The sequence below is a fragment of the Wenzhouxiangella indolica genome (assembly GCF_042310355.1).
Taxonomy (GTDB): domain Bacteria; phylum Pseudomonadota; class Gammaproteobacteria; order Xanthomonadales; family Wenzhouxiangellaceae; genus Wenzhouxiangella.
Genome location: NZ_JBHJMR010000012.1, coordinates 1 through 12,453, shown reverse-complemented (window position 1 = coordinate 12,453; position 12,453 = coordinate 1). Strand labels below are relative to the sequence as shown.

At 66.1% G+C, this 12,453-nt stretch carries 12 protein-coding genes; 8 read left to right on the top strand and 4 right to left on the bottom strand.

Annotation, left to right across the window (positions count from 1 at the left end; all coding sequences use genetic code 11):
- From ACDC67_RS12350 to ACDC67_RS12340, 3 genes are all read right to left on the bottom strand, one after another.
- Nucleotides 1–522, bottom strand: a complete 522-nt coding sequence (locus tag ACDC67_RS12350; RefSeq protein ID WP_376693571.1) for a hypothetical protein — start codon at nt 520–522, stop codon at nt 1–3.
- Nucleotides 523–583: 61 nt separating this feature from the next.
- A complete protein-coding gene (locus ACDC67_RS12345) occupies nt 584–1,471 on the bottom strand; it encodes a polyprenyl synthetase family protein (RefSeq protein WP_376693569.1) in 888 nt (295 codons plus the stop codon).
- A 28-nt stretch (nt 1,472–1,499) separates the two neighbouring features.
- Nucleotides 1,500–2,312 (bottom strand): outer membrane protein assembly factor BamD, encoded by an 813-nt coding sequence (locus tag ACDC67_RS12340; RefSeq protein ID WP_376693567.1) that lies wholly within the window; start codon nt 2,310–2,312, stop codon nt 1,500–1,502.
- 84 nt (nt 2,313–2,396) lie between these two features.
- Between ACDC67_RS12340 and rluD the strand changes: the two genes are divergently transcribed.
- The 8 genes from rluD to gcvT all read left to right on the top strand — a co-directional run bounded on the left by rluD (nt 2,397) and on the right by gcvT (nt 12,103).
- The gene (gene rluD / locus ACDC67_RS12335) at nt 2,397–3,347 is read left to right on the top strand and encodes a 23S rRNA pseudouridine(1911/1915/1917) synthase RluD (RefSeq protein WP_376693565.1); all 951 of its coding nucleotides are present in this window, start codon (nt 2,397–2,399) and stop codon (nt 3,345–3,347) included.
- Complete coding sequence (gene pgeF / locus ACDC67_RS12330; RefSeq protein WP_376693563.1) at nt 3,334–4,053, top strand: peptidoglycan editing factor PgeF; 720 nt, start codon at nt 3,334–3,336, stop codon at nt 4,051–4,053. The genes rluD and pgeF overlap by 14 nt, the downstream gene beginning before the upstream one ends.
- Before the next feature lie 225 nt (nt 4,054–4,278).
- The gene (locus ACDC67_RS12325; RefSeq protein ID WP_376693561.1) at nt 4,279–5,934 is read left to right on the top strand and encodes a CTP synthase; all 1,656 of its coding nucleotides are present in this window, start codon (nt 4,279–4,281) and stop codon (nt 5,932–5,934) included.
- On the top strand, nt 5,931–6,749 hold the full coding sequence (gene kdsA, locus ACDC67_RS12320) for a 3-deoxy-8-phosphooctulonate synthase (protein ID WP_376693559.1): 819 nt from the start codon (nt 5,931–5,933) through the stop codon (nt 6,747–6,749). Before ACDC67_RS12325 ends, kdsA begins: the two co-directional genes overlap by 4 nt.
- Before the next feature lie 185 nt (nt 6,750–6,934).
- Complete coding sequence (gene eno / locus ACDC67_RS12315; protein ID WP_376693557.1) at nt 6,935–8,227, top strand: phosphopyruvate hydratase; 1,293 nt, start codon at nt 6,935–6,937, stop codon at nt 8,225–8,227.
- Between the two features lie 101 nt (nt 8,228–8,328).
- Nucleotides 8,329–9,405, top strand: coding sequence for an extracellular solute-binding protein (locus tag ACDC67_RS12310; RefSeq protein WP_376693555.1), 1,077 nt, complete (start codon nt 8,329–8,331; stop codon nt 9,403–9,405).
- The gene (locus tag ACDC67_RS12305) at nt 9,389–10,996 is read left to right on the top strand and encodes an ABC transporter permease (RefSeq protein ID WP_376693553.1); all 1,608 of its coding nucleotides are present in this window, start codon (nt 9,389–9,391) and stop codon (nt 10,994–10,996) included. Before ACDC67_RS12310 ends, ACDC67_RS12305 begins: the two co-directional genes overlap by 17 nt.
- A gap of 33 nt (nt 10,997–11,029) precedes the next feature.
- Nucleotides 11,030–12,103, top strand: a complete 1,074-nt coding sequence (gene gcvT / locus ACDC67_RS12300; RefSeq protein WP_376693551.1) for a glycine cleavage system aminomethyltransferase GcvT — start codon at nt 11,030–11,032, stop codon at nt 12,101–12,103.
- 168 nt (nt 12,104–12,271) lie between these two features.
- On the opposite strand, the gene ACDC67_RS12295 is transcribed toward gcvT, so the two are convergent.
- Nucleotides 12,272–12,453: hypothetical protein (locus ACDC67_RS12295; protein WP_376693549.1), on the bottom strand; the 182-nt coding region annotated here is incomplete at its 5' end.

The following is a 12,453-nucleotide window of genomic DNA, read 5'->3' as shown; positions in this document are numbered from 1 at the left end:
TCAGCAGCCCACCGGCCCGGCCGCGCTCCTGTCGCTTCCGGCATCCGGCGGCTTCAGGGCCTGCCGGAGCGACAGGCCTTCGAGCAGCCACATGCTCAGCCCGAAGGTCAGCACCCCGATGATCAGGGCGGCGCTGACGCCGAAATCGGCCAAGCGCTGCAGCGCGATCGACGAACCGATCCACGCCGCCACCATGCCGAGCCACTGGTAGGCCCGTCCGATCAGCCGGAGGGTCGGCCTCGAGTAGCGCATTCGCGCCAGCCTCGAGTGTCCGCTGCGGTGCAGCTTGACCAGCCGTTCGGCCCACAAGATCGTGAATACCAGCAGCAGCATGGTGGGAGAGGCGGCCCATTCGCGGACGATGAAGTAGGTCGGTATATCGCCGAATCGCCCGATCGTCTCCCACACCGCAAGGCCCAGTGCGGCAATCGCAAGCGCAAGCCCCGCGATACTGACCGCAACCGCGACAAGCCACAGCCCCGCGTTCGTCTTTCCGGAAATCGGCGGCGTTGAAGTGAACATCGATGGAGTTCCTTGCCAAGCCCACCTTCAGGCTAGCAAGAGCATCCGTAGCGGGGCAAGTTCAGGAACGCCGGTTGACCAGGCGGCTGGCGAGCCAGGCCAGGCCCTCGGTGTCGCCTTCGACGCGGGCGAGGGCCTCGGCGGATTCGGCAGCCAGCTCGTCGATCCGCAGGCGGGCGGCTTCGACGCCGAACAGGGCCGGCCAGCTCGCTTTCTGCCGGCTGGCGTCGCTGTCGCTGGACTTGCCGATGGCGGCGGTGTCGCACTCGATCTCGAGCAGGTCGTCGCGGATCTGGAAGGCCAGGCCGATGGCCTCGGCGAAGCGCGACAGGGCCTCGTGTTGTGCCGGCCCGAGATCGGGCTGGAGTGCGGTCGGCATCATCACCGCGGCGTGAATCAGTGCGCCGGTCTTGCGGCGGAACATGTCTTCCACCGCCTCGCGCTCGGGGCGCATGCCTTCGAATTGCAGGTCCAGGGCCTGGCCGCCGGCCATTCCCACCACGCCGCAGGCGCGCGCCAGTTCTCCGCTCATGCGCCGCGCGGCTTCGGCGTCGGGCACTTCGGCCAGCACCTCGAACGCCATCGCCTGCAGCGCGTCACCGGCGAGAATGGCCGTGGCCTCGTCGAACGCCAGGTGCACGGTGGGCCGACCGCGGCGCAGGTCGTCGTCGTCCATCGCCGGCAGATCGTCGTGAACCAGGGAGTAGCAGTGGATCAGTTCGACCGCCATGGCAGGCGCGTCGAGTTGATCATCGTCGAGCCCCAGGGTCATGCCGCTGGCGTAGACGAGCAAGGGACGCAGGCGCTTTCCCCCGCCCATGGCCGCGTAGTGCATGGCTTCGGCCAGGCGCGATTCGCTGGCCGGGAATGCCTCGATCCGTCCCGCCAGGCGGCTTTCGACCCGGTGGGTAAGCGCGTCGGCGCGCTCGGCGAGGCTCTCGGCAGTCATCGATCGACGGGCGGTACAGCCCGGGCCGTCAGTCAAACGGCCAAAGTCTGCGCCAGAAACCGGGTTCGTCGCTTTCGAACTCGACATCGCCGTAGTTGTGCTCGATGACCCGGCGGGTGTCGGCGGCCAGCTCGGGCAGTTCCAGCCGCGAGTAGGCGCGCGCCATCAGATCGAGGGCCTCGATATTGGCCGGTGCCTGTGGATAGGTTTCGATAACGTGCCGGGCGCGATTGATCGCGGCAATGTAGGCCCCGCGGCGGAAGTAGTATTCGCCGATGACGACGTCCTGTTCGGCCATCACGTTGCGCAGGAAGACCATGCGCTGGCGCGCGTCGGCGACGTAGCGGCTCTCGGGGAAGCGCCGGATCAGTTCCTGGAACTCCATGAAGGCCTGGCGGGCGCTGGTCTGGTCCCGGTCGACCACCTGTCCCGGAAAGATCCGGCGCAGGAAGCCCATGGCCTGATCATAGTTGACCAGCCCCTTCAGGTACCAGGCGTAGTCCACGTTGGGGTGCGTGGGGTAGGTGCGGATGAAGCGCTCCAGGGTGGTGACCGCTTCCTCCGTCGAACCCGCCTTGTACTGCGCGTAGGCCATGTCGAGCTGGGCCTGTTCGGCGTGGCGGCCGAAGGGGTAGCGGGTGGTCAGCTGCTTGTAGCGATCGATCGCCTGCGGCCAGGCCTTGGCGCGCAGGGCGGAGTGGGCGCGCTCGTAGAGCTCCTCGGCGGGTACGCTGTCGTCGACCTTCTCGCGGCTGCAGCCGGCCAGGGCGAGCAAGGCTGCGGCAAGCAAGAGCAGCACGGCCGTGCGAAATGGGCGACGGACTGATGCGGGATTCTGCATAATGATCTCGTGTTTGAATCAGGGCACGCTGCGGCGCGCCATTATGCCATTCTCGCGCGGATCGTGTCCGCCGGCCACCCGATCATGACGACCCGAGTACAGAAACAGGATCAAATCGAACCGACGCATGCCGGAAAGCGCCTCGACGCGGTGCTTGCCGAGCTCTGGCCGGAATTTTCCAGGAGCCGGATCGCCGACTGGATCCGCGACGGGCTGGTGCGCGTCGACGGCACGGCGGTCAAGCCCAGGCTGCGTCTTTCCGGCGGCGAGCGGGTTGCCCTGGATGCTGAACTGGCTCCGCACGCCCAGCTCGAGCCCCAGGCGATCGAACTCGATGTGCTGGTCGACGACCCGGCCTTCCTGGTGATCAACAAGCCGCCCGGCCTGGTGGTGCATCCGGGGTCGGGCAACCCTGACGGCACCCTGGTCAACGCCCTGCTGCACTACGACCCCGACCTGGCCCCGCTGCCGCGTGCGGGACTGGTGCATCGGCTCGACAAGGACACCAGCGGTTGCCTGCTAATCGCGCGTACGACCGCCAGCCACAAGTACCTGGTGGCGGCATTGAAGCGCCGCGAGATCAAGCGCCGCTACCGCGCCCTGGTCTGGGGCGAGATGATCGCCGGGGGCACGGTCGACGAGCCGCTCGGCCGGCATCCCGTCGATCGCCGGCGCCAGGTCGTGCGCCGCGACGGCCGGCGCGCGGTCACCCACTACCGGGTGGCGCAGCGGCTCAAGGGCGCCACCCTGCTCGACGTCGAACTCGAAACCGGCCGCACCCACCAGATCCGCGTCCACATGGCGCATATCCGCCAGCCCATCATCGGGGATTCCGTCTACGGCAAGCGCGGTGCGCCGGCAGGGCTGAGCGAGGCGCAGCGTACGGCCTGGCAGCGCTTTCCGCGCCAGGCGCTGCATGCCTGCGAGCTGAGTTTTGCCCATCCCGAAACATCACGACAGGTCACGGCTTCGGCCCCCGTGCCCGATGACATGCAGCGCCTGATCGAGCTGCTGAGGGACGATGCAACGCGTTGAGCCGAACTGGCCCGGCGATGATCGGGTCGCCGCCTTTTGCACCACGCGCCGCGGCGGGGTGAGTGAAGGCGCCTGGGCGTCGATGAACATCGGTGCCAACAGCGGCGATGATGCCGGTGCCGTGGCGAGCAATCGCGCCCGGCTGACCGCCGAGTTGCCGGCCGAGCCCCGATGGTTGAAGCAGGTGCACGGCCGCCGCGTGATCCACCTGGCCGAGTGGAAAACGGGAATCGAGGCCGACGCGGCCTGGACCGACCGGCCCGGCGAGGTGGTCGCGATCCAGGCCGCCGATTGCCTGCCCATCCTGCTGGCCAATCGCGATGCGACGATTGTCGCCGGCGTTCACGGCGGCTGGCGCTCGCTTGCCGCCGGCATCATTCCCCGAACGCTCTCGGCGCTGCCGGGCGACGGCGGCGAGTTGCTGGCCTGGATCGGGCCGGGTATCTGCGGCCGCTGTTACCAGGTGGGCGACGATGTGCGTTCGGCCTTCGTCGATCGCGATCCCCTGCTGGCCGCGGCCTTCCAGTTCGACGGCGGCCGCTGGCGCGCCGACCTCAAGTGGATCGCGGCCCATCAACTGCGCGCGGCCGGCGTGGCGGTGTTCGACAGTCGGCGCTGTACTTTCGAGGAGGCGGGCGCTTTCTATTCCTTCCGGCGCGACGGGAAGACCGGGCGGATGGTGTCGGTGGTTTGGCTGAAGGAGTAGCTGCGGTGGTCGTTCGGGATGGACCAATGACCGAATGATCTAATGACCGAAACTGCCCCGACTGGCTTCGCAGCCGGCTGCGGTTTGGGTCATTCGATCATTGGAATTTGATCATTGTTTGAAAATTGGAATTTGGAACTTGGTCATTCTCCCTCGAAAGGGGGCTTTTCCCCGGATATCGGTTACAATGCTCTCCCGGATTCACTGCAGCACGGATGTCCGGGCATGACCTCTCTTATTTTTGTAACCGGCGGTGTCGTTTCATCGCTGGGTAAAGGCATTTCAGCCGCCTCGCTGGGCTCCATCCTGGAAGCCCGGGGCTTGCGCGTGACGCTGCTGAAACTCGATCCCTATATCAACGTCGATCCGGGCACGATGAGCCCGTTCCAGCACGGCGAGGTGTTCGTCACCGAAGACGGCGCCGAGACCGACTTGGACCTGGGTCACTACGAGCGCTTCGTGCGCACGCGCATGACCCAGCGCAACAATTTCACGACCGGGCGGATCTACGCCAACGTGATCGCCAAGGAGCGCCGCGGCGACTACCTGGGCAAGACCGTGCAGGTCATCCCGCACATCACCGACGAGATCAAGGACTCGGTCAACCAGGCCGTCGAGGGCTACGACGTGGCGCTGATCGAAATCGGCGGCACGGTCGGCGACATCGAGTCGCTGCCCTTCCTCGAGGCCATCCGCCAGCTCGGCACCGAGTACGGCCGCCAGGCGCTGTTCATGCATCTGACACTGGTGCCCTATCTCAAGGCCGCCAACGAGATCAAGACCAAGCCGACCCAGCACTCGGTCAAGGAGCTGCGCTCGATCGGCATCCAGCCCGACGTGCTGCTGTGCCGCTGCGAGCGCATGATTTCCGACGAGGAGCGCAAGAAGATCGCGCTGTTCACCAATGTCCTGCAGGAGGCCGTCATTTCTGCGGTGGACGTCGATTCGATCTACAAGATTCCGCTGTTCTATCACCGCCAGGGCCTCGATCGCATCGTGCTCGACCGGCTCGGCATCAAGGCCGCACCGCCGGACCTGTCGGACTGGGAAGAAGTGGTCGAGCGCCAGGGCCGCCCGCAGCACGAGGTGACCGTGGCGATGGTCGGCAAGTACGTCGAGCATGCCGACGCTTACAAGTCGCTCAATGAAGCGTTGCTCGCCGGCGGCTTCGAAGAGTGGGTGAAGGTGAAGATCAAGCCGGTCGAGTCCGAGGAAATCGAGGCCAACGGCACCGGCATTCTCGAAGACGCCGACGCCATACTGGTGCCCGGCGGCTTCGGCCAGCGCGGCTTCGAGGGCAAGATTTCCGCCATCCGCTACGCGCGGGAGAACGGCATTCCGTATCTCGGCATCTGCCTGGGTCTGCAGGCGGCGGTGGTCGAATACGCGCGCAACGTCTGCGGGCTCGAGGGGGCCAACTCCACCGAGTTCCAGGAAGACGCGAAGCACCCGATCATCGGCCTGATCACCGAGTGGCTGGACGAGAAGGGTCGGCGCGAGTTGCGCGACGAGAACGTCGACCTGGGCGGGAGCATGCGCCTGGGCGCGCAGCGCTGCAAGCTGGTGTCGGGCTCGCTGGCGCGCAAGCTCTACGGCAAGGACGAGATCGTCGAGCGCCACCGCCACCGCTACGAGTTCAACAACGCCTACCGCGAAGCCATCAGCGAGGGCGGGATGAGCCTGGTCGGCTTTTCGGTCGACGACATGCTGGTCGAAATGGTCGAATTGCCCGATCATCCCTGGTTCGTGGCCTGCCAGTTCCACCCCGAGTTCACCTCCACGCCGCGCGACGGACACCCCTTGTTCGCCGGCTTCATCCGGGCGGCATTGGCGCAGCACGAGAAGGCCGCCGGCAGGCCGCCGCGGGCGGTGGAGGCATGAAGCTCGCCGGATCCGAAGTCGGCCTCGATCAGCCGCTGTTCCTGCTGGCCGGCCCCGACACCCTGGAGTCGGAAGCGATGTGTTTGGAAGTGGCCGGGCACCTCAAGGAAGTGACCGATCGCCTGGGGGTTCCCTACGTGTTCAAGGGCTCTTTCGACAAGGCCAACCGCACCTCGGTCAAGAGCTACCGCGGCCCGGGGATGGAGGCCGGCCTGAAGATTCTCCAGGCGGTGCAGTCGCAGATCGGTGTGCCGGTGGTGACCGACGTGCACGAGGACACGCCGATCGACGAGGTCGCCGCCGTGGCCGACGTGCTGCAAACACCCGCTTTTCTGTGTCGCCAGACCAATTTCATCCAGCGCGTCGCACGCGCCGGCAAGCCGGTCAACATCAAGAAGGGCCAGTTCCTCTCGCCCTGGGAAATGAGCAAGGTGGTCGAGAAGGCGCGCGAGGTCGGCAACGAACAGCTGATGGTGTGCGAGCGCGGCTACATGTTCGGCTACAACAACCTGGTGGTCGACATGCGCTCGCTGGCGATCATGCGTGAGACCGGCTGCCCGGTCGTTTTCGACGCCACCCACTCGGTGCAGCTGCCGGGCGGGCAGGGCGAGTCCTCCGGTGGTGCGCGAGAGCACATCCCGACCCTGGCACGGGCGGCCGTCGGCGCCGGCGTGGCCGGCATCTTCTGCGAAACGCACCCGAATCCCGATGAAGCCCTGTGCGACGGTCCCAACTCGATGTACCTGTCCGACATGGAAGCCCTGCTCGAACAACTCGTCGCCATCGATCGAGTCGTGAAACAGTCTCCTCTTTGAAAAATAATTGTCCACAGATGAACACAGATAAACACAGATAAAAGAACAAGAAACTGGGTTGTCGGGTGATGATTGTGGCGTACTGAGGCTCGCGCCAGTGAAGTGTTGCATGTCGCTCTAGAAAGCTTTTTTAAATCTGTGTTTATCTGTGTTCATCTGTGGACAAAAGAATTAAAGGTTTTTGAATGAAAATCACCCAAATCCAAGCACTCGAAATTCTCGATTCTCGCGGCAATCCCACGCTGGAGGCCGAAGTCACGGTTGAAGGGGGGTATATCGGCCGGGCGGCGGTGCCTTCGGGCGCATCGACCGGCGCGCGCGAGGCGGTGGAGCTGCGCGACGGTGACAAGCGCTATGGCGGCAAGGGTGTGCGCAATGCCGTGGCCAGCGTCAACGGCGAGATTGCCGACGCGATCAGGGGCATGGACGTCACCGACCAGGCCGGCATCGACAAGAAGCTGATCGAGCTCGATGGAACCGAAAACAAGTCGCGCCTGGGGGCCAACGCGCTGCTGGGGGCCTCCATGGCGGCCGCACACGCGGCGGCGGCGTTCCAGGGCCAGGCGCTGTGGGAATCCTTGCTGGCCAATTCCGGCCAGCAGGCGAGCCTGCCCGTGCCGATGATGAACATCCTCAACGGTGGGGCGCATGCCGACAACCGGGTCGATATCCAGGAATTCATGATCATGCCCGTCGGACTGCCGGATTTTCCGAGCGCCCTGCAGGCCGGCACCGAGGTGTTCCACGCCCTCAAGCGCATCCTGCGCCAGCGCGGGCTCAATACGGCGGTCGGCGACGAGGGCGGGTTCGCGCCCGACCTGTCTTCGAACGAGGCCGCACTGGAGTTGCTGATGACGGCTATCGCCGAGGCCGGCTATGAGCCCGGCAAGGATATCTACCTGGCGCTGGACGTGGCCTCGAGCGAATTCTATCGCGACGGGCAGTATGTCCTGGATGCCGAGGGGCGGGCCTTCGACAGTACGGCGTTCGTCGACTACCTGGACGGCATGGTGGAACGCTACCCGATCATTTCGATCGAGGACGGCATGAGCGAGGACGATTGGGACGGCTGGGCCGAGCTCACGCAGCGCATCGGCGGCCGGGTCCAGCTCGTCGGCGACGACCTGTTCGTGACCAACACGGCCATCCTGCAGCGCGGCATCGACGAGCAGATCGGCAACGCCATCCTGATCAAGCCCAACCAGATCGGGACGCTGTCGGAAACCCTCGACGCCATCGCCATGGCGCGCAACGCCGGTTTCGGCACCATCATCTCGCATCGCTCCGGCGAGACCGAGGACGTGACTATCGCCGACCTGGCGGTGGCCACCGATGCGGGCCAGATCAAGACCGGCTCCCTGTGCCGCTCCGACCGGGTGGCCAAGTACAACCGGCTGCTGCGCATCCACGACCGACTGGGCGATTCCGCGCGCTATGCCGGCGGCGCGGCTGTTCGAGCCGATCTTGTCGGTTCCTAGTTCTCCGCTAGCTTCTGGAGTGACTGGCGCATGCAGCTTGTAAATGCAAATGGTTATCAGTAAAATTAACTATCCGTTTCGCAATCGAGTAAACCAGACCCATGCGTATCCTGTTTTCCGTCCTGTTGCTGGCCTCGCTGGCTGCCTGCAGTCCTGACGAATCCGACAGCGCCGCCGAGTCGGGCCCGTCAGAAACGACGTCGATGGACTCGTCCGGGGCCGAGCAAGCCGCAGCCGGCGAACCGGGCCGGCTGGTCGTCTACACCTCGCGTCAGCCGCACCTGATCGAGCCGCTTTTCGACCGCTACACCGAACAGACCGGGACCCAGGTCGACTACATCAACGACAGCGAGGCGGCCCTGATCGAGCGCCTCGACGCCGAAGGCGGCGAAACCGTGGCCGATGTGTTCATGACCGTCGATGCCGGCAACCTGTGGCACGCCGCGGAGCGCGGACTGTTGCGATCGATCGACTCGGCGGCCCTGGATGCGGCCGTGCCCGAGGCCCTGCGCGATGACCAGGGTCGCTGGTTCGGCCTGTCGGTGCGCGCCCGAACCATCGTCTACCACCCCGAGCGCGTCGAGGCCGACGAGCTATCCAGCTACGAGGCTCTCGCGGACGAGGATTGGGCGGGACGGCTTTGTCTGCGCACCTCGCAGAAGGTCTACAACCAGTCCCTGGTGGCCATGCTGATCGAGCATCACGGCGAGGAGCGAACCGAGGAGATCGTGCGCGGCTGGGTCGACAACCTGGCCACGGAACCGTTTTCCTCCGACACGCGCCTGATCGAGGCGGTCGAGGCCGGGCAGTGCGATGTGGGCATCGTCAACACCTACTACCTGGGCCGCAAGCTCGCCGAGGACGCCGATTATCCGGTCTCGCTGTTCTGGGCCAACCAGGGCAGCACCGGCACACACGTCAATATCTCCGGCGCCGGCGTGACGCGGCATGCGCCGCATCCGGAGGCGGCCCGGGCCCTGCTCGAGTGGCTTGCATCGGACGATGCCCAGGCCGAGTTCGCGCAGAACAACCTGGAGTTTCCGGTCAATCCGGACGTCGAGCCTCGAGGCATCGTCAAGGAATGGGGTGACTTTCGTGCCGATGACACGCCGCTGCAGATCGCCGGCGAGCGTCAGGCTTGGGCCGTGCGTCTGATGGATCGTGCCGGCTACCGCTGAGCCCATTCATCAACGGCTCTGGCCGCGGGCCGATCGGCGCTGGCTGATCGGCCCGCTGCTGTTGCTGGTCGGTATCCCGCTGCTGATGTTGTTGACCAGCTGGTCCCAGCCGCAGCCCGACATCTGGCAGCACCTGTCGAATTACCTGCTCCCCCGCCTGATCGGGCACACGGCGCTGATGATGGTTGTCGTGGGCATCGGCGTGGCGGTACTCGGCGTCGGCCTGGCCTGGCTGTCGGCCTGCTGCGAGTACCCGTGGCGGCGCATCCTCGATCCGCTGCTGGTCCTGCCGCTGGCCTTCCCGACCTACGTGCTGGCCTTCATCTACCTCGGGATGCTCGATTTCGCCGGACCCGTGCAGACGGCATGGCGTGAATGGTTCGGCCACTCACCGGCCCTGTTCGAGGCGCTGAGTCGCCCGGCCGGCGTGCTCTTCATCCTGGTCCTGGCCTTCTACCCCTATGTATACCTGCTGGCCAGGGCGGCCTTTGTAGGCGGCGGCCTGGCTGCCTTTGAAGCTTCCCGCAGTCTCGGACAGGGTCCGGTCCGCAGCTTCTTTCGTATCAGCCTGCCCATGGCGCGACCGGCCGTCGTGGCCGGGCTGGCCCTGGCCCTGATGGAGGCGCTGGCCGACTTCGGCGCGGTTTCGATCTACGGGTTCAACACCTTTACCACCGCGATCTACCGCACCTGGCTGGGCATGTTCAATCTCACCGCCGCCGTGCAGCTGGCCTCCATCCTGATGCTGTTCGTGTTCCTGCTGCTCGGCGTAGAGCGCTTCAGCCGCAGCAGTCGGGTCAGACAGGCCGAGCGCCGTCCCACCGGCCACCGGATCCGGCTGACCGGCGCGCGCGGCTGGCTGGCAACGGCGCTGCAGTTGGCCGTGCTGCTCGTCGGCGTCGTGCTGCCGCTCATCCAGCTGCTGGTCTGGGCCTGGCCCCAGGCGTCGGATCTGTTCGATGCGCGCCTGGTCCGGGTGGTGGTCAATACCATGGTGCTGGGTCTGTCCGGGGCCCTGGCGGTTGTCGTCGGGGGCATCGTGCTGCTGGCCGCGACCTACCGCACCACGCGCAAGCAGCAGTTGCTGGGCGAGGTGGCGGCCCTGGGCTACGCCATTCCGGGCACGGTGCTGGCGGTGGCGATCATGCTGGCCTTCCTGCAGTTCGACCGGCTTGCCGGCACCACCCTGGCCGGCGGTATGGCGGCGTTGGTCATGGCCTACCTGATCCGCTTCCTGCGGGTGGCCTGGGGGCCGCTCGACAGCGTGGCGGGGCGTATCCGGCCGCAGTACGTGGAGGTCGCCCGCAGCCTGGCGGTGCCGCGCTGGTACCGCCTGTGGCGCGTCAACCTGCCGCTGCTGTGGCCGGGGCTCGTCACGGCTTTCCTCCTGGCCCTGGTCGAGGTCGCCAAGGAAATGCCGGCGACCCTGATGCTCAGGCCCTTCGGCTGGGAGACCCTGGCGGTGAGAATTTACGAACTCACCGTCGAGGGTCAGTGGGAGATGGCCGCCGTGCCGGCGCTGATGCTGGTGCTGCTGGGCGCCATCCCGGTCGCGGTTCTGATCCGGTCGGGGCGCGTGCGGGCGATATAATGCCCGCCTGTTTCAGACCAGGCACCGCTTGATATGAGTTCGAAAACCCCGCTTCACGCCGCCCACGTTGCCGCCGGCGGCAAGATGGTCGATTTCGCCGGCTGGGAACTGCCCATCCACTACGGCTCGCAGATGGAAGAGCACAAGGCCGTGCGCGAGGCCGCCGGTATGTTCGATGTCTCGCACATGACGGTCGTCGACATTCACGGCGGCGACGCGCGCGATTTCCTGCGCCACCTGCTGGCCAACGATGTCGCCAAGCTGGCTGACAAGGGCCGGGCGCTCTACGGCTGCATGCTGGATGAAAACGGCGGGGTGATCGACGACCTGATTACCTACTGGCTCGACGAGCAGTTCTATCGCACGGTGGTCAACGCGGCCACGCGCGAAAACGACCTGGCCTGGATGCGCCGCGTCGCCGGCGCTTTCGACGTCGAGATCGTCGAGCGCGACGACCTGGCGATGATTGCCGTCCAGGGACCCGATGCGCGCGAGAAAGTCATCGATATCCTGGGCGCGCGCGAGGCCGAGTCGCTCAAGCCCTTCCGCGCCACCAGCCACGGCGATTACTTCATCGCCCGCACCGGCTATACCGGCGAGGACGGATTCGAGGTGCTGCTGCCGGCCGGCGAGGCCGAACGATTCTGGAATGCGCTGCTCGATGCCGGCGTTCAGCCCTGCGGCCTGGGCGCGCGCGACAGCCTGCGCCTGGAAGCCGGGCTCAACCTTTACGGCCAGGACATGGACACCACGACCACGCCGCTGGAGTCCAACCTGGGCTGGACCGTGGCCTTCGAGCCCGAAGATCGCGATTTCATCGGCCGCACGGCGCTCGAGCGGCAGAAGGAAGCGGGTGTTTCCCGTCAGATGGTCGGGCTGGTGCTCGGCCGCGGCGGCATCCCGCGAACCGGCGCGGTAGTGCATACGCCGGCCGGCGAAGGGCAGGTGACCAGCGGGGTGTTCGGACCGACCACGCAGTGTCCGGTCGCCCTGGCGCGCATTCCCGCCGGTGAATTCGACGAGGTCGAAGTCGAGCTGCGCGGACGCAAGCTCAGCGCCCGCGTGGTCAAGCCGCCGTTTGTTCGGCAGGGGAAGGTGCGGGTCTGAAGGCGGGGTCGGGGATCAGGGCGCTTCTCGGAGTCGCTCTGAATCCTGGCTCTTGACGCCTTTGGGTGGTGGCTGGGCTGGCGCCACCGGGCGGTGCGGTGGCCTCGACAAGTCAAAATCTGTTTCGCCCGGGCCCGCTTCGCGGGGTCTTGCGGCGACTCACTTTTGTCATTCGCGACCGACCCACGAGAACAGGGTTGAACCGAGGCTCAGCTCGCTGTGAAGCGTTCGTGGCAAGGCGTCGGCGCGCAGGTGTAGTGGTGCTACATCAAGCGCCGAGAACGCAGTCCACGGACGCTTCACAGCGAGCCCTTCGGGAGATTCGGACGCGCCCGCCTGCGGCGTTGAGT

Coding starts and splice junctions, on each gene's coding strand:
- ACDC67_RS12350 (WP_376693571.1), bottom strand. CDS start 522: ATGTTCACTTCAACGCCGCCGATTTCCGGAAAGACGAACGCGGGGCTG.
- ACDC67_RS12345 (WP_376693569.1), bottom strand. CDS start 1,471: ATGACTGCCGAGAGCCTCGCCGAGCGCGCCGACGCGCTTACCCACCGG.
- ACDC67_RS12340 (WP_376693567.1), bottom strand. CDS start 2,312: ATGCAGAATCCCGCATCAGTCCGTCGCCCATTTCGCACGGCCGTGCTG.
- rluD (WP_376693565.1), top strand. CDS start 2,397: ATGACGACCCGAGTACAGAAACAGGATCAAATCGAACCGACGCATGCC.
- pgeF (WP_376693563.1), top strand. CDS start 3,334: ATGCAACGCGTTGAGCCGAACTGGCCCGGCGATGATCGGGTCGCCGCC.
- ACDC67_RS12325 (WP_376693561.1), top strand. CDS start 4,279: ATGACCTCTCTTATTTTTGTAACCGGCGGTGTCGTTTCATCGCTGGGT.
- kdsA (WP_376693559.1), top strand. CDS start 5,931: ATGAAGCTCGCCGGATCCGAAGTCGGCCTCGATCAGCCGCTGTTCCTG.
- eno (WP_376693557.1), top strand. CDS start 6,935: ATGAAAATCACCCAAATCCAAGCACTCGAAATTCTCGATTCTCGCGGC.
- ACDC67_RS12310 (WP_376693555.1), top strand. CDS start 8,329: ATGCGTATCCTGTTTTCCGTCCTGTTGCTGGCCTCGCTGGCTGCCTGC.
- gcvT (WP_376693551.1), top strand. CDS start 11,030: ATGAGTTCGAAAACCCCGCTTCACGCCGCCCACGTTGCCGCCGGCGGC.